Source organism: Streptomyces sp. NPDC107559 (assembly GCF_055657365.1).
The window spans coordinates 410,063-429,119 of the sequence record NZ_JBVKBD010000004.1 but is presented as its reverse complement, the minus strand read 5'-3'; the positions used below and the strand labels follow the sequence as shown (position 1 = coordinate 429,119).

The window sequence follows — 19,057 nt, the reverse complement described above, 5'->3', positions numbered from 1 at the left end:
ATGCGGATCGTTGAATACTCTTCCTATGTCCAAGGTTCTCACCTCCCTGCCCACCGGCGAGCGCGTCGGCATCGCTTTCTCGGGCGGCCTCGACACCTCGGTCGCGGTCGCATGGATGCGCGACAAGGGCGCCGTCCCGTGCACCTACACCGCTGACATCGGCCAGTACGACGAGCCCGACATCGCCTCGGTGCCCGGCCGCGCCAAGACCTACGGCGCCGAGATCGCGCGCCTGGTCGACTGCCGGGCGGCGCTGGTCGAGGAGGGCCTGGCCGCGCTCGCCTGCGGCGCGTTCCACATCCGCTCGGGCGGCCGCGCCTACTTCAACACCACCCCGCTCGGCCGTGCCGTCACCGGCACGCTGCTGGTGCGGGCGATGCTGGAGGACGACGTCCAGATCTGGGGCGACGGCTCGACGTTCAAGGGCAACGACATCGAGCGGTTCTACCGCTACGGCCTGCTCGCCAACCCGCATCTGCGCATCTACAAGCCGTGGCTCGACGCCGACTTCGTCTCCGAGCTGGGCGGCCGCAAGGAGATGTCGGAGTGGCTGGTGGCCCACGGGCTGCCGTACCGCGACAGCACCGAGAAGGCGTACTCGACCGACGCCAACATCTGGGGCGCCACCCACGAGGCCAAGACGCTGGAGCACCTCGACACCGGCGTGGAGACCGTCGAGCCGATCATGGGCGTGCGGTTCTGGGACCCCGAGGTCGAGATCGCCCCGGAGGACGTGACGATCGGCTTCGACCAGGGCCGCCCGGTGAGCATCAACGGCAAGGAGTTCGCCTCCCCGGTCGACCTGGTGATGGAGGCCAACGCCGTCGGTGGCCGCCACGGCCTGGGCATGTCGGACCAGATCGAGAACCGGATCATCGAGGCGAAGAGCCGCGGCATCTACGAGGCGCCGGGCATGGCGCTGCTGCACGCCGCCTACGAGCGTCTCGTCAACGCGATCCACAACGAGGACACCCTCGCCACTTACCACAACGAGGGCCGGCGGCTGGGCCGGCTGATGTACGAGGGCCGCTGGCTGGACCCGCAGGCGCTGATGGTGCGCGAGTCGATCCAGCGCTGGGTCGGCTCGGCGGTCACCGGCGAGGTGACCCTGCGGCTGCGGCGCGGCGAGGACTACTCGCTCCTCGACACCACCGGCCCGGCGTTCAGCTACCACCCGGACAAGCTGTCGATGGAGCGCACCGAGGACTCGGCGTTCGGCCCGGTGGACCGGATCGGCCAGCTCACCATGCGCAACCTCGACATCGCCGACTCCCGCGCCCGGCTGGAGCAGTACGCCGGCCTCGGCATCGTCGGCACGACCCACCCCGAGCTGATCGGCGTCGCCCCGGCGGCGGCGACCGGCCTGATCGAGACCATGCCGGAGGGCGGCGCCGAGGCCATCGCCTCCCGCGGCGAGGCGTCCGACGACGAGCAGCTGCTGGACCGGGCCGCGATGGAGTTCGGCACCGACTGAACGCGTCGCGCCGTCGGCGGGCGCGTACGTCCGCGAGGGTCCGTCCGGGTTCGTACCCGGACGGACCCTCGCGTTCTCGGTCCTACGGCTCCGCGCCCGTGCTCTGCGGCGGCAGCGGACCGGCCCGGTCCAGCAGGCCGGTGCGGGCCGCCAGGGCCGCCGCCTCCAGCCGCGAGCCGACCCCCAGTTTCATCAGGACGCGCTGGACATGGGTGCGGGCGGTGGACGGGGCGATGCCCATGCCGGCCGCGATCAGCCTGGTGTCCTCGCCGTCGGCGACCCGGACCAGGACCTCGATCTCCCGCGGGGTGAGCATCTGGAGCAGCCGCTGGCCCTCGTCGTCGGGCTGGGCGGCCGGGTTGAGCAGTTCGCTGAACGCCCCCTGGAGGAGCTGTGGGGCCACCGCCGCCTCGCCCGCCCGCGCCTTCATGATGGCCCGCTCCACGCCCTCGATGCGCTCGTCGTGACGTACGTAGCCCGAGGCGCCCGCGGCGAAGGCCGCCGCGATGCCGCGCGGACTGGGTACCGGGCCGAGAACCAGGACCGCGACCTGCGGACGCTCCCGTTTGATCCGTATCACCGGGTCGAAGATGCCCGGTTCGGCCGGTGCCGCCGTGCCCAGCAGGCACACCTCGGGCGCGCGGGTGATCACCAGTTCCGCCGCACCGGCGGCCGGTGCCGCCGCGGCCAGCACCCGGTGACCCCTCAGCTTCAACGCCGAGGCCAGCGCCTCGGCGAGCAGTCGGTGGTCGTCGACCACCATCAGCCGCACTCCCACAGAGCAACCCCCCAGTCCCCCCAATGGGTCCCCCCTGGGGCTGCCCACTGGTCCGCATGGCCGAAGGGCCCCCCGGCTCCCCCGTCCTTCATGCCCCCGGAAGCTACACGCTTGTTCGACGTTGCGCTCCCCCTACTGGTGAGAAGTGCCCCGGATCGCCGAAATTCCTCACATTCGAGGGTGATGAGCGGTACGCGCACGGCCCCGCCCCTGAGCAGGGACGGGGCCGTGCGCTCGGGCCCGGGTGCGCCGGGTCAGCCGTCGGTGCCGAACGCGACCGCCAGGGCCTCCTTGCCGCCCACACCGGACAGCGGCTTGTTGGCGAAGACCTGGGACATGTACAGGCGGCCCCCCGCGTAGAGGATCTCGGCGTACTCGGGGAGCATGCTCTGCTCCACGGTGTGCACCTCCGACGTCGCCGGGTTCTCCATCAGCGTCGTCTCCTTGAAGCTGCCGCCGTCGATGCTCACGATCTGGCCGCCCTTGTCGTAGGGCGGGCGCTTGTAGGCGAGCAGGGCGGTGCCGTCCATGCGCAGCGGGGTGATCGTGTAGCCGTCGCCGGCGTCGGCGCGCTGGCCGGTCTGCTTGCCGGTGGCGAGGTCGAAGGCGACGATCTCGTTGGACCGGCTGCCCGACCCGGCGCCCTCGTGCTCCTCGGTCGGCACGTAGATCCGGTCGGCGGCGACGACGACGCCCTTGCAGTACTCGATCCGGCTGATGCCCTCGCACTTCGCCGCGTACTGGTCGCCCGGCGCGGAGATACGGGTGCGCAGGGCGCCGGTCCTGTTGTCGATGGAGAAGAAGTCCGAGATGCCGCTGCCGTCGCCCGCGCTGTCGCCGACGTCGGCGGCGACGACCAGCGGGTCCGTCGAGACGACGCTGGCGTACTCGATGCCCTTGGTCATCTTGTACTCCGAGATCACCTTCCCGCCGGCCGGGTCGATGGTCTGGATGCTGAGCTGATGGTTGTCGTAGTCGCCGCACTTGCGGACCGCGACCAGCTTCGCGCCGCCGCCGTAGCCCGCGTCGTAGCAGGTGTCGCCGACCTTCGGGGACCACAGCAGCTTGCCGGAGTCGATGTCGAAGGCGGCGCCGCCCTCGGTGGCGCCCAGGGCGGCCGTGTGGGCGCTGACGGTGACGTTGTCGAAGGTGATCGGCTGGTCACCGGAGTTGACGGTCTTCGTCCACAGCTTCTTGCCCGCGTCGAGGTCGATCGCGGCGACCTGGCTGCATCCGTGCGAGGGGTCGGCCTTGGTCGGCATCGCGGGTTCGTAGAGGATCGCCGTGCGGTTGTCCTCGGTGGTGTGGCGGGCGGCCTCGCACACCGGGCCGGGCAGCTTGATCGTCCACAGCCGGGTGCCCTTGGCGGGGTCGTAGCCGACGACCTCGGCGGCGCCGGTCTTGACGTACGTCTTGCCGGTGAGCCAGGAGCCCTGGGTGCTCATGGTGGCGGCGACCGAGGGCATGGGGACCTGGAAGAGCACCTTGGACGCGGTGTCGGCGGGCACCTTCTCCGTGCCGCCGGAGCCGCCCCCGGTGGTGTCCTTGCCGTCCTTGCCGTCCTTGCCCCCGGTGCCGCCGCTGGAACTGCCGGTGTCGTGCTTGCCGTTGCCGCCCTTGCCGGACGAGGAGTACCAGATGCCGCCGCCGACGATCAGCGCGATCGCGACGACGGCCGCGACGATGATGAGCAGCTGGGCGTTGGGCTTGCGCCCGCCGCCGGACGGTCCGCCCGCGGGCCCGCCGGGCTGCTGCCCGTAGCCGTACGGGCCCGGCTGGGGGGCGCCGGGGTAGCCGTAGCCGGGCTGCGGGACGGTCGGCGGCTGCGGGTAGCCGTAGCCGGGCTGCGGCGCGGGTGGCTGCGGGTAGCCGTAACCGGGCTGCGGCGGCTGGGGGGTCTGCGGGTAGCCGTAGCCGGGCTGCGGGGTGCCCTGCGGCGGCGGCGGGGTGCCCTGCGGCTGCGGCGGCGGGGGCTGCTGGCCCGGGGGCGGGCCGAAGCCGCCCTGCGGCTGCGGGGGCTCGTTCGGGGGCGGGGGCGGCGGCTGGCTCATGGTCTGGCTACCTCAAGAACGCGACTGGGACGGGGACGGGGGCCGGGACCGGGACGGGGACCGGCGCCGGGAACGGCGGGATCGGACAAGGACAGGGGCGAGCGGGAGAAGACGGGACCGGGGCTGCCGGCCGGGCTCACTTGCCGAAGGCGAGCATCAGCTTCTCCTTCGCGTCGTCCTTCCCGGTCAGATGGGTGGAGGAGAGGTAGAAGCGCCCGTCGGCCCAGGCGATCGACTTCGAGAAGAAGCCGGACTCGATCCGGGCGGTGCCCTGCGGGTTCTGGAGCAGCTTCGTCGGGGTGTGGACGGTGCCCGCGGTCGCGATCGAGACGACCTGGCCGCCCGCGTCGTACGTCGGCTCGACATAGGCGACGAGCCGACCGCCCTCGATCCGGATCGGCTGCATCGACGTGTCCGCCGGGGACTTCACGCGCCACTTCTCCTTGCCGGTGGAGAGGTCGACGGCGACGATCTCGTTGGCTCCGGTGGTGGCCTTGGTCGGCAGGTAGAGGGTGTTCGCGTCGGCCGCGACGCCCTCGCAGCCCTGGAGGTCCCGGTCGAGCAGGGCCCAGCCGCACTCGGGGGCGAAGTCCTCGTCGACGCCGACCTCCGAACGGAAGGTGCCGTCGGTCTTGATGGTGGAGATGTTCCAGGCGTTCTTGCCCTGGTTGGTCAGGTAGAGGACGAGCGGGTCGAGCGAGTACGCGCGCTCGACCGACCAGCCCTTGTCGAGCTTCTGCGTCCACCGGACGCCGCCGGTGCGCGGGTCCAGCCCCTGTACTTCCTCGTGCTCGTCGGCGCCGCCGGCGCCGCAGGACGCCACGGAGACCAACTGCCGCTCGCCGCCGGCGAAGGCGGTGGGGAAGCAGGCGGTGCCGTACTTCTTCTTGTCGAACAGCTTCTTGCCGCTGTGCAGGTCGTAGGCCGTGCCGGACTGGGAGCGGCCGACCATCAGCGTGTCGCCGGCCAGCGTCAGGTCGACGGATATCACGCTGTCGAACAGCGCGCCGTCGGCGACCTGGGCGGTCCAGCCCTTCGCGCCGGTGTTCAGGTCGATCTGCTGGAGCTGGTTGCACTTGGCGCGGCTGCTGCTGCCGTTCATGTACGCCACGACGACCTTGTCGTCGGACGACTTGACGGGGGTGACCGCGCAGATCTTCTGCGGGAAGGTGATCGGGTCCCAGGCCGGCTTGCCGTCCGCGACGCCGTAGGCGACGAGTTCCTTGTAGGCCGCCTTCACCGCGGCCTTGCCGGTGATCCACATGCCGGGGGCGTCGGCTCCGGAGGCGGGCGCGTCGGGCGCCTCCTTGTACCAGAGCACCTTGGCCTCGCCGGGCTTGCGGCCCGCGTTGAGGTCCTGGGTGTCCGCGTTGCCGCCGCTGCCGTCGCCCGGGTTGACCGGGGCGTCGGTCCCGGGGCTGTCGCTCCCGGACGCGACCGGCTTGCCGCCCTTGCCGTCCTTGCCCGCCTCGTCGTCACCGCCGCCGGTCGTGAGCGCCACCACGACGGCGCCGACGACGAGCAGCGCGACGACCGCGGCCCCGGCGGCGAGCGCGGGCCGCCGCTTGAAGGGGTTGCGCGAACCGGCGGACGTCCCGTCCGGGGCGACCGGGTACGGGGGCTGCGGCGGATAGCCGTAACCGGGCTGCGGGCCGTACGGGCCCGGCTGCTGCTGACCGTACGGACCTGCCTGCGCGGGCTGACCGTACGGACCTGCCTGCGGGGGCTGACCGTACGGGCCGGGCTGGGGGGCGTACGGGCCGGGCTGCTGCGGAGCGCCGTAGCCGGGCTGCGGGGCCTGCGGCGGCTGGGGCGGCACGGGCGCGCCGAAACCGGGGCCGCCGGACGGCGGTTGGTCCTGCGGCGGGCCGAAGCCGCCCTGCGCGGACGGCTGGTCGGGCGGTTGCGTCATCAGCGTGTCTCCCCCTGGCTCACTGATTTCTCGCCACGCCCTGAGCTGCGTGATGGATGCAGAGTCGTCTCAGCGAGTTATCAGACGCTCTGTTCTATCACCCGGCACCGACCGTTCACGGGCCCGCGCTCTCCCCTGTTCCCAAGGGAGAACCGGCCCGTGACGCCCTCGTTATGCGCCGTCACGCCCCCTTCACGCGACCCGCGCGCCGTACGCCCCGGCCGGGCCGGGGATCAGGCGTCCTCTGCGAGTTCCAGCCAGCGCAGCTCCAGTTCGTCCCGTTCACCCGACAAGTCCCGCAGCTGGGAGTCGAGTTCGGCCACCTTCGCGAAGTCGGTGGCGTTGTCGGCGATCTGGGCGTGCAGCTTGGACTCCTTTTCGGTGATCTTGTCCAACTGCCGCTCGATCTTCTGGAGTTCCTTCTTCGCGGCACGCTGGTCGGCCGCGCTCTTCTCGGTCGTGGCCCGGGCCGGGGCCGCGGACCCGGCGGCGGCCGCGGCCGCCTCCTCCATGCGCTGACGACGCTCCAGGTACTCGTCGATGCCACGCGGCAGCATCCGCAGGGTGGCGTCGCCGAGCAGGGCGAACACCCGGTCGGTGGTGCGCTCGACGAAGAACCGGTCGTGGGAGATGACGATCATCGAGCCGGGCCAGCCGTCGAGGACGTCCTCCAGCTGGGTGAGGGTCTCGATGTCGAGGTCGTTGGTGGGCTCGTCGAGGAAGAGGACGTTGGGCTCGTCCATCAGCAGGCGCAGCAGTTGCAGCCGTCGGCGCTCACCGCCGGACAGGTCGCCCACCGGCGTCCACTGCTTCTCCTTGCTGAAGCCGAACGTCTCGCACAGCTGCCCGGCGGTCATCTCGCGTCCCTTGCCGAGGTCGACACGCTCACGCACCTGCTGGACGGCTTCCAGGACCCGCAGCTTCGGGTCCAGCTCGGCGACCTCCTGGGAGAGGTAGGCGAGCTTGACGGTCTTGCCGACGTTGACGCGTCCGGCGGCGGGCTGCGCCTCGCCCTGGCTGCGGGCGGCCTCGGCCATGGCCCGCAGCAGGGACGTCTTCCCGGCGCCGTTGACGCCGACCAGGCCGATGCGGTCGCCGGGGCCGAGCTGCCAGGTGACGTGCTTGAGCAGCACCTTGGGGCCGGCCTGGACGGTGACGTCCTCCAGGTCGAAGACGGTCTTGCCGAGCCGCGACGAGGCGAACTTCATCAGCTCGCTGGTGTCGCGCGGCGGCGGGACGTCGGCGATCAGCTCGTTGGCGGCCTCGATCCGGAAGCGCGGCTTGGAGGTGCGGGCGGGGGCGCCGCGCCGCAGCCAGGCCAGCTCCTTGCGGACCAGGTTCTGCCGCTTGACCTCCTCGGTCGCGGCGATCCGCTCACGCTCGGCGCGGGCGAAGACGTAGTCGGAGTAGCCGCCCTCGTACTCGTGCACGTCACCGCGCTGCACGTCCCACATCCGGGTGCAGACCTGGTCGAGGAACCAGCGGTCGTGGGTGACGCAGACGAGCGCGGAGCGGCGCTCGCGCAGGTGCCGGGCGAGCCAGGCGATGCCCTCGACGTCGAGGTGGTTGGTCGGCTCGTCGAGGACGATCAGGTCCTGCTCGTCGATGAGGAGCTTGGCGAGCGCGATACGACGGCGCTCGCCGCCGGAGAGCGGGCCGATGACGGTGTCCAGGCCCTGCGGGAAGCCGGGCAGGTCCAGCCCGCCGAACAGGCCGGTCAGCACGTCCCGGATCTTGGCGTTGCCCGCCCACTCGTGGTCGGCGAGGTCGCGGATGACCTCGTGCCGGACGGTGGCGGCCGGGTCGAGGGAGTCGTGCTGGGTGAGCACGCCCATCCGCAGCCCGCCGTTGTGGGTGACGCGGCCGGAGTCGGCCTCCTCCAGCTTGGCGAGCATCCGGATCAGGGTGGTCTTGCCGTCGCCGTTGCGGCCGACCACTCCGATCCGATCGCCCTCGGACACGCCGAGCGAGATGCCGTCGAGGAGGGTACGGGTGCCGTACACCTTGCTGACGTTCTCGACATTGACCAGGTTGACGGCCATTTCACTCCTGCGCAGGGGGGTCGGTCAGCCTTCTAGCCTAGGCCCTGCGGAGGCGGGAGCGGGGCGCGAGGGCATGGTCACCCTTTGTGATGACCCGATCGGGATACGGCCGCTACGGTGGGGGGCAGGCAGCAGGATCCCGTCCATGGGAGGAACCATGACCGCCGAGTCCGCAGAGCAGCCTGTCCAGTGGCCGGTGCCGCCGCAGGACGGCTACACGGTGGACGACCTTTTCACGCTGCCGGATCTCCCGCCGCACACCGAGCTGATCGACGGGAGTCTCGTTTTCGTGAGTCCGCAGCGCCGTTTCCGCTTCCTCGTGATCGACCTGTTGGTCGCTGGACTATGCGGATCTCTCGGCCCGGAGTTCAGCGTCGAACGGGAGATGACCGTCGTCCTTGACGACCGGAACGGGCCCGAACCCGATGTCTGCGTGGTGCGAGCCGATGCGGTCACCGGGCTGGACCAGACCCGGTTTCACGCCGAGGACGTCCTGCTCGCCGTGGAGGTCGTCTCCCCCGAGTCGGGATCCCGGGATCGTACGACCAAACCGCAGAAGTACGCCGCCGCGGGGATCCCGAACTTCTGGCGTGTCGAGCAGGACGGAACCACCGGCGGCCCACTCGTCCATGTCTATGAGCTCGACCCTGTCACCGGGTCCTACGTGCACATGGGCCTGCACCGGGACAACCTCAAGGTCGACAAGCCGCGCCCGATCGGCATCGACCTGACCGCCGTCGGCAGGCGCTGACCCTCTCAGACCACCGTCGCCCCGGGCACCGGCCCCGCCGCCGTCCGTACCGCGCGGCAGGTGCCGGAGGCCGCGAGCGCCTCCGCCACCTTCTCCGCCGATTCCGCGTCGCGGGTCAGGAACGCCGTCGTCGGCCCCGACCCGGAGACCAGCGCGGCGAGCGCACCCGCCCCGCGTCCCGCCGCCAGTGTGTCGGCCAGTTCCGGGAAGAGGGACAGCGCGGCGGGCTGGAGGTCGTTGGAGACGGCCGCCGCCAGCGCCTCGGGGTCGCCCTTCGCCAGCGCCTCCAGCAGATCGGCGCAGGCCACCGGCTCCGGGATGTCCCGGCCCTCGGCCAGCCGGTCGAACTCGCGGAAGACCGCCGGGGTCGACAGGCCGCGGGAGGCCATCGCGAACACCCAGTGGAAGGTCCCGCCGGTCTCCAGAGCGGTCAGCCGCTCCCCGCGCCCGACGCCGAGCGCCGCTCCGCCGACCAGACTGAACGGCACGTCGCTGCCGAGCTCGGCGCAGATCTCCAGCAGTTCCTCGCGGGAGGCGCCCGTGCCCCACAGCGTGTCGCAGGCGAGCAGCGCGCCCGCGCCGTCCGCGCTGCCGCCCGCCATGCCGCCGGCCACCGGGATGTCCTTGGCGATGTGGATGTGCACGGCCGGTTCGAGGCCCCGCCGCCCGGCCAGCGCGATCGCGGCACGCGCGGCGAGGTTGCTGCGGTCCAGCGGGACCTGGGCGGCGTCCGGGCCCTCGCAGGTGACCCGCAGCTTGTCTGCCGGGGTCACGGTGACCTCGTCGTACAGCCCGACGGCGAGGAAGACGTTGGCCAGGTCGTGGAAGCCGTCCGGCCGGGCCGCCCCGACCGCCAGCTGGACGTTGACCTTGGCCGGAACCCGTACCGTGACGCTCACTCGCCCGTCCCCTCGTAGGCGTCCTTGTGCTCGGCGATGCGCGCGAACTCCTCGACCGTCAGCGACTCCCCGCGCGCCTGCGGCGAGACACCGGCGGCGACCAGGGCCGCCTCGGCGGCCGCCGCGGAACCCGCCCAGCCGGCGAGCGCCGCGCGCAGCGTCTTGCGGCGCTGCGCGAACGCCGCGTCGACAGCAGCGAAGACCTCCGTGCGGGAGGCCGTGGTCTTGATCGGCTCGGTCCGCCGGACCAGCGAGACCAGCCCGCTGTCGACGTTCGGCGCGGGCCAGAAGACATTGCGGCCGATCGCCCCGGCCCGCTTGACCTCGGCGTACCAGTTGGCCTTGACCGAGGGCACGCCGTAGACCTTCGAACCGGGTGCGGCGGCCAGCCGGTCGGCGACCTCCGACTGCACCATCACCAGGGTGCGCTCGATGCTCGGGAAGGTCTGGAGCATGTGCAGCAGCACGGGGACGGCGACGTTGTACGGGAGGTTCGCGACCAGCGCGGTCGGGGCCGGGCCGGGCAGCGCGCCGACGTGCATCGCGTCGGAGTGCACGAGCGCGAACCGGTCGGCGCGCTGCGGCATCCGGGCGGCGACGGTCGCGGGCAGCGCGGCGGCCAGCACGTCGTCGATCTCCACCGCCGTGACCCGGTCGGCGGCCTCCAGCAGGGCGAGGGTGAGGGAGCCGAGCCCCGGACCGACCTCGACGACCACGTCGTCGGGGCGGACCCCGGCGGTGCGCACGATACGGCGGACCGTGTTCGCGTCGATCACGAAGTTCTGGCCGCGCTGCTTGGTCGGGCGCACCCCGAGGGCGGCCGCCAGTTCGCGGATGTCGGCGGGGCCCAGCAGGGCGTCAGGGGTGGGGCTGCTCACGGCACCAGGGTACGGGGCCACGGGCGGCCGCTCGTCCGCTGCGCCGCCGCCCGCCGTCCGTCCCGCCGCCGTCCGGGTCCGCTCACCCGTGCAGCCGTGACCCGCAGTGCGGCCAGGGTGTCGCCCCCCGCCGTACGTACAGCCGCTTGGCCCGCCGTGTCTGCTCCGCGGCCGGCGCGTCCTGCGGCCGTCCGCTCCCGCCGAGGCTGTGCCAGGTGTGCGTGTCGAACTGGTAGAGCCCGCCGTACGTCCCCGACCGGTCGACGGCGTCCGGCCGGCCGCCCGACTCGCAGGCCGCGAGACCCCTCCAGTCGAGGTGGTCGGCGCCGCGGGCCGACGGCGGCAGCGGCTTCGTGCCCACCCTCACCAGCTGGGACCGTGGCTCCCGGATCCGCTCGGACCGCTCGCGCCGCGGCTTCTGCCGCACGCCGTTGACGGTCCGCAGGGCGTAGGTGATGCGCCGCAGCCCCGGCCGTCCGACCCGTTCGACGACCTCCGTGCCCCGCAGCAGCGAGGCGTCGGCGACGCGCCGCACCTCGAACGGGATCGCCTCCTCCCGGACCTCCCTGCCGCCGGTGATCCGCAGCACGGTCACCGTCTGCCCGTCGCGCGGGAAGCTCCCGGCCGGGACCGAGACGGCGTCCTGGCCGTGCAGGGTGATCCCGGCCTGCGCGACGGCCTCGCCGACGGTCGCGGCGTTGGTGCGCACGGTGCGGGCCCGGCCGTCCGCCATGATCGTGACGGCGCGTTCGGTACGCACGTCCAGTGCGAGCCCCTCCCGCCCGATGCGCCGGTGACGCGCGGCGGACAGGTACGCGCCCTCCACCCGCACCCCCAGCTGTTCCAGCGCCTCCTGCACGGTGTGCGCCGTCGTCCACACCTCGACCCGCCGGCCGTCGACGGTGAGCCGCACCGGCCGTCCGTAGCGCACCGCGATCTCCTGGCCCGAGGCCAGTGGCGTGCCGGGGGCGGGCGCCACCGTGTCGTGCGCTCCGACCCGGACGCCCTCCTGCGCGAGCAGCTCGGTCACGTCGTCGGCGAAGGTGTGCAGGGTGCGCGGTCTGCCGTCGACGTCCAGCTCGACGGCCTTGTCCTGGGCGACGAAGGCGGTGGTGCCGCCGGCCAGGACGGCGACGACCAGCGCCCGCGGGAGCAGTCGGCGCACCCGGCCGTCCACCCGCCCGGCGTACCCGAGCCTGTGCCGCCGCGAGGGGCGCCGGTCCGGCGTGACGCGCTCGACGAGCGTGGGCGCTTCCGCACCCGGCGGGCGCAGTGTCTGGCGCGGAAGCGTGGCATCCTCCGACCCGTACATGCCGTAGGGCCCGGGGGCCTCGTAGGACCCGTACCTCTCGTACGCTCCATGGGCCTCGTAGGACCCGTACCTCTCGTACGCTCCATGGGCCTGGTAGGACGCATAGGACTCGTACGTCTCGTACGAGTCCTGCACCTCGTCCGTCTCGAACGCTTCGTACGTCCCGTACACCCCGTACGCGTCGTACGGCTCGCGCGCCTCACGCATCCCGGGCGTCTCATAGGCGGGCCGGTACGTGTCCTGGTACCTGTCCTGCTGCACGTCCTGGTGCACGTCCTGGTACGTGTCCCGGTACATCCCGAAGGGCTCGTACGCCCCGGGCGCCGCGTACACGCCGTACGCCAGCGTCTGGGCGTTGTGCAGGTCGAAGCCGCCGTGGGGGTCGGCCTCCGGGGCCGGAGGGCCGGGATCGGGGCCGGGGCCGCCGTGTCCCGCGTACCCCCCGTACCCCATGTAGGGCTCGTACGCCTGATACGTCTCGTACTGCGAGTTGCTCACGCCGACACGCTCCACAGGGCCAGACGGGTCCGGATCGGGCCCCCAGAACCTAGCGGAGCGGGCGTCACTCTCCAAAGCCGTGCGACTACGCACAGTCGTGCCCAGAGTGAGTGCCGGTCGCCGCGATTACGGCCCGCCGGTCACGAGGCGGTCACATCACGTAGTCGAAGGCGCGGGCCGTGTTCGCCGCGAGGGCTCCCGCCAGCGCGTCCTCGTCGATGCCCCGCACGGCGGCCAGGGCGCGGACCGTGACCGGAATGAGATACGGGGCGTTGGGCCGTCCGCGGTACGGGGCCGGAGTCAGGAAGGGCGCGTCGGTCTCCACCAGGAGCAGCTCCAGCGGGGCGACGGCGACGGCGTCGCGCAGGTTCTGGGCGTTCTTGAAGGTGACGTTGCCGGCGAAGGACATGAAGTACCCGGCGCGGGCGCAGACCTGCGCCATTTCGGCGTCGCCGGAGTAGCAGTGGAAGACGGTCCGCTCCGGGGCGCCCTCCTCCTTCAGCACGCGCAGGACGTCGGCGTGGGCGTCGCGGTCGTGGATGACCAGCGCCTTGCCGTGCCGCTTGGCGATCTCGATGTGGGCGCGGAAGGACCGCTCCTGCGCCTCCTTGCCCTCGGGGCCGGTGCGGAAGTAGTCGAGTCCCGTCTCGCCGACGCCCTTGACCTGGGGCAGCCCGGCCAGCCGGTCGATCTCGGCGAGCGCCTCGTCGAGCGCGGCGGTGCCGCCCGGGGTGCGCGCGCCCTGCCGGGACCAGCCGTCGGGGTCGCCGTGCACGATGCGCGGGGCCTCGTTGGGGTGCAGGGCGACGGTCGCGTGGACGCTGTCGTGGGCGGCCGCGGTCTCGGCGGCCCAGCGTGAGCCCTTGATGTCGCAGCCGACCTGGACGACCGTGGTGACCCCCACCGACGCCGCTTTCGCGAGGCCCTCCTCGACGGTGCCGGACTGCATGTCGAGGTGGGTGTGGGAGTCGGCGACCGGCACCCTGAGGGGTTCCGGGAGCGGCGGCGCCGCGTTCTTGTCGTCGTTCGAAGGCATGCCCCGATCCTACGAAAGGGGCATGCCGTCCCGGGCCGTGCGGGGCGTCAGCTCACCCTGCGCTGGAACGGGTGCAGGAGATCGGACAGGTGCCAGTGGTGCTCCGCGGGCCCCGGCGTCCCCTGCTGCTCCCGCTGCTCCCGCTGCTCCCGTGTGTGGCGCGGCTGCCGGTGCAACAGGTCCTGCACGAAGGACACCTGGCCCGCGCGCATGATCCGTACGACGTTGCCGTCGCAGTTCACACAGGCCGGGCGGCTCAGCGGGGACGGCACGACCCGGCCGCCCGTGACGTAGAGCACGAACTCGTTGCCGTCGGCGTCCGTGTGGTGCTCGATCTCGTACGACTGTTCCCAGCCGTGCCCGCACCTCATGCAGGCGAAGGAATAGGACTCGTTGACCACGGACGTCGCTCCGTCGCGAAGTCCGGTCCGCCCTGCGATCTCACTCATGCCAGCTCCTGCTGTCCGCTGGACAAGCGCCCCCGGCGAGGGAGTTCCCCCCGGAACCCCGGCGAAGGCGAGGGACGGGTGCGTCCCTGTGTCCAGTGGACGCCTCCACCGGCCCGAATGCATCAGGGCTGTCGAGTGTTGGAGCCGATTTGGACCTTCCTTGCCGAAACGGCCTCGGGAGGCGGGCTGGGCTTTGCCTGGCGCGAGCGCCCTTTGCCCGCGCATGGGGCGCTCGCTCATGGGAGAAGCGCCCTGCTCAGAGGGTGTGCGGCGACCGGTGCGAGGCACCTCGGAGAGCGCGGCCGGACCGCCGCAGGGCGCCGCGGCGGACGGCGCGAGGCATCCGCACGAACGGCGCAACGCGCCTCCGCGGACGGCGCAACGCGCCTCGGAGATCGGCGCAGGGTGCCTCGGCGCAGGGTGCCTCGGCGGACGGCGCGAGGCGGCTCAGCGGCCGGCGTTCTTCGCCGCGACCACCGCGTCGAACACCTCGCGCTTGGGCAGGCCGGCCTCCGCGGCGACCGCAGCGATCGCCTCCTTGCGGGGCTCCCCCGCCTCCTCGCGCACCCGTACCCGGCGCACCAGTTCCTCGGCGTCGAGTTCCTGCCCGCCCCGCTCGGCCGCCCCCTCGACCACGACGGTGATCTCGCCCCGCACGCCCTCGGCGGCCCACGCGGCCAGCTCGGCGAGGCCGCCGCGCCGGACCTCCTCGTACGTCTTGGTCAGCTCGCGGCAGACGGCGGCACGCCGGTCGGCGCCGAAGACCTCGGCCATGGCGGCGAGAGTGTCGTCGAGCCGGTGCGGGGCCTCGAAGTACACCAGGGTGCGGCGCTCCCCGGCGACCTCCCGCAGCCGGGACAGCCGCTCGCCCGCCTTGCGCGGCAGGAAGCCCTCGAAGCAGAAGCGGTCGACGGGCAGCCCGGACAGCGCCAGCGCGGTCAGCACGGCGGACGGTCCGGGTACCGCGGTGACCTTGACGTCCTTCTCGACGGCCGCGGCGACCAGCCGGTAGCCGGGGTCGGACACGGACGGCATGCCCGCGTCGGTGACCAGCAGCACCCGGGCGCCGCCCACCAGCGCCTCGACCAGTTCCGGCGTGCGGGCCGCCTCGTTGCCCTCGAAGTACGACACCACCCGCCCCTTGGGCATCACGCCCAGGGCCTGGGTCAGGCGCCGCAGCCGCCGGGTGTCCTCGGCGGCAATGACGTCGGCGCCGGCCAGTTCCGCGGCGAGCCGCGGCGGGGCGTCCTGAATGTCGCCGATGGGGGTGCCCGCCAAAACAAGGGTTCCAGTCACGCCCCCCATCCTCCCAGGGGCCGACGTATGGGGACGCATCCGGACCGGTACCGGCCTTGCACGGGACTCGCACAGAAGGGTTCCCTACGATGGCGCGGTGACCAGTACCGCGTCCTCCACGGACATCCGGCAGGGCCGGGCCCCGCACGACCAGCAGCCGTCGTGGCAGCAGCGGCTGAGGCGATTCGGCTACTCGGCGCCGGCGTCGGGACCCGCGAGCGACGTCCGCGAACGGCTCGTGCCGCCGTACGCCGAACCCAGCCCCCGGCTGTGGGCGGCGCTCGGCCTCCCGCCCACCCTGACCGACCGCCTGAGGCGCTGGTCGGGCTGGGGTGGCCCGCTGCTGGTCACCCTGTTCGCGGGGGTGCTGCGGTTCTGGAACCTGGGCAGCCCGAGGGCGGTGATATTCGACGAGACGTACTACGCGAAGGACGCGTGGGCGCTCGTCCACCGCGGGTTCGAGGTCAACTGGGACAAGAACGCCAACGACCTCGTGCTGTCCTCCCACGGGCATCTGACCATCCCGGTGGACGCGGCCTACGTCGTGCACCCGCCGGTCGGCAAGTACGTCATCGGGCTCGGCGAGCTGATCTTCGGGTTCGACCCGTTCGGCTGGCGGTTCATGACGGCGCTGCTCGGCACGCTCAGCGTCCTGGTGCTGTGCCGGGTCGGCCGCCGGATCTTCCGCTCCACCTTCCTGGGCTGCCTGGCGGGCGCGCTGATGGCTGTCGACGGACTGCACTTCGTGATGAGCCGCACCGCGCTGCTCGACGGCGTGCTGATGTTCTTCGTCCTGGCCGCGTTCGCCTGTCTGGTCGTCGACCGCGACCGGGCGCGCGCGCGACTCGCGGCGGCGCTCCCCGAGGACGCGGACGGCCTGGCCCGGCCGAACGCGCTCGTCGCCGAGACCACCCGGCTGGGCCTGCGGCCCTGGCGCTGGGCGGCCGGTCTGCTGCTCGGCCTGGCCATCGGCACCAAGTGGAACGGCCTGTACATCATGGCGGGGTTCTGCGTCATGACGCTGCTCTGGGACGTCGGCTCCCGCAAGGTCGCCGGCGCGCGCAACGCGTACACGACGGTCCTCAAGCGCGACACGGGTCTCGCGTTCCTGGCCACCGTGCCGGTCGCGATCGCCACCTATCTCGTCTCCTGGACCGGCTGGATCCTCTCCGCGGACGACGGCTCCGGCGGCTACTACCGCAACTGGGCCGTCACCGACGGGAAGAACAGCAGCTGGTCCTGGCTGTTCCCGGACTGGTGGCGCAGCCTGTGGCACTACGAGCACGAGGTCTACAACTTCCACGTCCACCTCTCCTCGCCGCACACCTACCAGTCGAACCCGTGGAGCTGGCTCGTGCTGGGCCGCCCGGTCTCGTACTTCTACGAGTCCCCGCTGCCCGGCACCGACGGCTGCCCCTCCGACGCGAGCGAGAAGTGCGCGCGCGAGGTCCTGGCGATCGGCACGCCGATGCTGTGGTGGGTGGGCTGCTTCGCGCTGCTGTACGTGCTGTGGCGCTGGTTCTTCCGCCGTGACTGGCGCGCGGGCGCGATCGCCTGCGGCATCGTGGCCGGATACCTGCCCTGGTTCATGTACCAGGAGCGCACCATCTTCCTCTTCTACGCCGTCGTCTTCGTGCCGTTCCTCTGTCTGGCGGTGGCGATGCTGCTCGGCGCGATCGTCGGGCCACCGGGCTCGACCGAGACCCGCCGCGTCGCGGGCGCGACCGGCGCGGGCGTCCTGGTCCTGCTGATCGCCTGGAACTTCATCTACTTCTGGCCCCTGTACACCGGCCAGGCCGTCCCGATCGACGACTGGAGATCGCGGATGTGGCTGGACACCTGGGTCTAGCCGATACGCCACAATCCCCGGCCCCAGGTGTGGGGCCGGGGATTGTGGCGTATCTCGGCCAGGGAGCGCACCCGATTCGGTCAACTCCTGTCACAACAGCCGCCGCTGCCCTTAGTGTGTACCAGGTCGAGAGTTTCTGAACGTGTTCAGAAACTGCCCGGAAGGGTCACAACGGGGAGGGACGCGCACATGCGCAAGGGGGCAAAGTCCGCCATAGTCACCACGGTGTTCACCGTGATGGTGGGCGGGGCGGGATACGGCGCCTACAACTTCGTGTCGGCGCTGAACGAGAGCTCGGAAGGCGGGTCGTCGAATGCGGGCGGGACGGCCCCGGTGAAGACCGGTCCGCCGAGCCGCGACGAGGTGAAGGAGACGACCGCCGGGTTCTTCGCGGCCTGGGAGAAGGGAGACGCGGCGAAGGCGGCGGCGTTCACGAACAACGACGCCAAGGCCGAGCCGCTGCTGACGTCGTACAGCCAGGACGCGCACATCACGGGGGTGCGGATCACGCCGGGCACCGCGAGCGGCGCCACGGTCCCCTTCACGGTCAAGGCCACGGTGTCCTACGACGGGAAGTCCGAGCCGCTCGACTACAGCAGCAGCCTGACGGTGGTGCGCGGGGTCACCACCGGGCGGGCACTGGTCGACTGGGAGCCCTCGGTCGTACACCCGCAGCTGACCGGCATGGACGACACCCTGGTCACCAGCGAGTCGGCGAAGCCGCCGATCGAGGCCGTGGACCGGAACGGGAAGGTCCTGACGAAGGAGAAGTACCCCTCCCTCGGGCCGATCCTGGACGAGCTGCGCGAGAAGTACGGCGAGCAGGCGGGTGGCACGCCTGGCGTGGAGCTGAGCATCCGGCACGCCGACGGCAACGCCGCCGACACCACGCTGCTGACCCTCGTGAAGGGCAAGGCGGGCCGGCTGCCGACGACTCTCAGCGCGACCGCTCAGGCGGCCGCCGAACGGGCGGTCCAGAAGTACGCGGAGTCGTCCGTGGTGGCCGTGCAGCCGAGCACCGGCGAGGTGCTGGCCGTCGCCAACCACCGCAACGACGGCTGGAACGCGGCCTTCCTGGGGCGGCTGGCCCCCGGCTCCACCATGAAGATCATCAGCGCGGCGACCCTCATCGACAACGGGATCACGACCGCGAACGGACCGGCGCCCTGCCCTGACAACGCTGTCTCGGAGAGCCAGACCTTCCACAACCTCACGAACATGGCGCCGGACGAGCACGCCACCCTCTCCGACAGCTTCTCGCGCTCCTGCAACACGGCGTTCGTGAAGTACGCGAACGAGGTCAAGGTGGACTCCCTGACGCAGGAGGCCCAGAACCGGTTCGGGCTCGGCAAGGACAACTGGAAGACCGGCATCCCGTCCTTCGACGGCTCCGTCCCGGCCTCCGGCGGCCCGGACACCGCCGCGAACCTGATCGGCCAGGGCCAGGTCCAGATGAGCCCGCTGGACATGGCCTCGGTGACGGCGACCGCGATGACGGGCGCCTTCCACCAGCCGGTGATCGTGCCCCGCAGCCTCGACGACCGCGAACTCGCCACCGCGCGGGGCCTGTCGGCCGGCACGGTCCAGCAGCTGCGCTCCATGATGAACCGCACGGCCGTCAGCGGCACCGCGGCCCGCGTGATGTCCGGTCTGCGCGGCCACATCGGCGCGAAGACCGGCTCCGCCGAGGTCGACGGCCAGGCCAAGTCGAACAGCTGGTTCACCGGGTACCGCAACGACGTCGCGGCGGCGGCCATGACGCAGGAGGGCGGCCACGGCGGCGACGCGGCGGGCCCGATCGTGGCGGCGGTGCTGGGCGCGGCCGGCTGAGG

The 19,057-nt window shown here is 72.1% G+C and carries 14 protein-coding genes; 4 read left to right on the top strand and 10 right to left on the bottom strand.

Translation table 11 applies throughout. The features are described from left to right. Positions 1 to 25 precede the first annotated feature (25 nt). A complete protein-coding gene (gene argG, locus ACZ7OY_RS16520; protein WP_471912013.1) occupies positions 26 to 1,474 on the top strand; it encodes an argininosuccinate synthase in 1,449 nt (482 codons plus the stop codon). 82 nt (positions 1,475 to 1,556) lie between these two features. On the opposite strand, the gene ACZ7OY_RS16515 is transcribed toward argG, so the two are convergent. From ACZ7OY_RS16515 to ACZ7OY_RS16500, 4 genes are all read right to left on the bottom strand, one after another. After that, the gene (locus tag ACZ7OY_RS16515) at positions 1,557 to 2,252 is read right to left on the bottom strand and encodes a LuxR C-terminal-related transcriptional regulator (RefSeq protein ID WP_162469276.1); all 696 of its coding nucleotides are present in this window, start codon (positions 2,250 to 2,252) and stop codon (positions 1,557 to 1,559) included. Between the two features lie 254 nt (positions 2,253 to 2,506). Continuing rightward, positions 2,507 to 4,303, bottom strand: a complete 1,797-nt coding sequence (locus ACZ7OY_RS16510; protein WP_471912012.1) for an outer membrane protein assembly factor BamB family protein — start codon at positions 4,301 to 4,303, stop codon at positions 2,507 to 2,509. A gap of 136 nt (positions 4,304 to 4,439) precedes the next feature. After that, positions 4,440 to 6,215, bottom strand: a complete 1,776-nt coding sequence (locus ACZ7OY_RS16505; protein WP_471912011.1) for an outer membrane protein assembly factor BamB family protein — start codon at positions 6,213 to 6,215, stop codon at positions 4,440 to 4,442. A 233-nt stretch (positions 6,216 to 6,448) separates the two neighbouring features. After that, complete coding sequence (locus ACZ7OY_RS16500) at positions 6,449 to 8,257, bottom strand: ABC-F family ATP-binding cassette domain-containing protein (protein WP_471912010.1); 1,809 nt, start codon at positions 8,255 to 8,257, stop codon at positions 6,449 to 6,451. 145 nt (positions 8,258 to 8,402) lie between these two features. Here ACZ7OY_RS16500 and ACZ7OY_RS16495 point away from each other — a divergent pair, with 145 nt between their 5' ends. After that, the gene (locus ACZ7OY_RS16495; RefSeq protein WP_471912009.1) at positions 8,403 to 9,008 is read left to right on the top strand and encodes a Uma2 family endonuclease; all 606 of its coding nucleotides are present in this window, start codon (positions 8,403 to 8,405) and stop codon (positions 9,006 to 9,008) included. A 5-nt stretch (positions 9,009 to 9,013) separates the two neighbouring features. On the opposite strand, the gene ACZ7OY_RS16490 is transcribed toward ACZ7OY_RS16495, so the two are convergent. The 6 genes from ACZ7OY_RS16490 to rsmI all read right to left on the bottom strand — a co-directional run bounded on the left by ACZ7OY_RS16490 (position 9,014) and on the right by rsmI (position 15,376). Then, positions 9,014 to 9,907 (bottom strand): 4-(cytidine 5'-diphospho)-2-C-methyl-D-erythritol kinase, encoded by an 894-nt coding sequence (locus ACZ7OY_RS16490; RefSeq protein ID WP_471912008.1) that lies wholly within the window; start codon positions 9,905 to 9,907, stop codon positions 9,014 to 9,016. Continuing rightward, on the bottom strand, positions 9,904 to 10,785 hold the full coding sequence (rsmA, locus tag ACZ7OY_RS16485; RefSeq protein WP_471912007.1) for a 16S rRNA (adenine(1518)-N(6)/adenine(1519)-N(6))-dimethyltransferase RsmA: 882 nt from the start codon (positions 10,783 to 10,785) through the stop codon (positions 9,904 to 9,906). The genes ACZ7OY_RS16490 and rsmA overlap by 4 nt, the downstream gene beginning before the upstream one ends. An 82-nt stretch (positions 10,786 to 10,867) precedes the next feature. Next, positions 10,868 to 12,304: a ubiquitin-like domain-containing protein gene (locus ACZ7OY_RS16480; RefSeq protein WP_471912105.1), complete on the bottom strand. Its 1,437-nt coding sequence runs from the start codon at positions 12,302 to 12,304 to the stop codon at positions 10,868 to 10,870. A 442-nt stretch (positions 12,305 to 12,746) separates the two neighbouring features. Then, positions 12,747 to 13,631, bottom strand: a complete 885-nt coding sequence (locus tag ACZ7OY_RS16475; RefSeq protein ID WP_471912006.1) for a TatD family hydrolase — start codon at positions 13,629 to 13,631, stop codon at positions 12,747 to 12,749. A 47-nt stretch (positions 13,632 to 13,678) separates the two neighbouring features. Then, positions 13,679 to 14,080: a hypothetical protein gene (locus tag ACZ7OY_RS16470; RefSeq protein WP_471912005.1), complete on the bottom strand. Its 402-nt coding sequence runs from the start codon at positions 14,078 to 14,080 to the stop codon at positions 13,679 to 13,681. Between the two features lie 447 nt (positions 14,081 to 14,527). Beyond that, positions 14,528 to 15,376, bottom strand: a complete 849-nt coding sequence (rsmI, locus tag ACZ7OY_RS16465; protein WP_471912004.1) for a 16S rRNA (cytidine(1402)-2'-O)-methyltransferase — start codon at positions 15,374 to 15,376, stop codon at positions 14,528 to 14,530. 97 nt (positions 15,377 to 15,473) lie between these two features. Here rsmI and ACZ7OY_RS16460 point away from each other — a divergent pair, with 97 nt between their 5' ends. Together ACZ7OY_RS16460 and ACZ7OY_RS16455 are read left to right on the top strand one after the other, a co-directional pair. Next, the gene (locus ACZ7OY_RS16460; RefSeq protein WP_471912003.1) at positions 15,474 to 17,225 is read left to right on the top strand and encodes a dolichyl-phosphate-mannose--protein mannosyltransferase; all 1,752 of its coding nucleotides are present in this window, start codon (positions 15,474 to 15,476) and stop codon (positions 17,223 to 17,225) included. 189 nt (positions 17,226 to 17,414) lie between these two features. Continuing rightward, complete coding sequence (locus tag ACZ7OY_RS16455) at positions 17,415 to 19,055, top strand: penicillin-binding transpeptidase domain-containing protein (protein WP_471912002.1); 1,641 nt, start codon at positions 17,415 to 17,417, stop codon at positions 19,053 to 19,055. Positions 19,056 to 19,057: the final 2 nt, after the last annotated feature.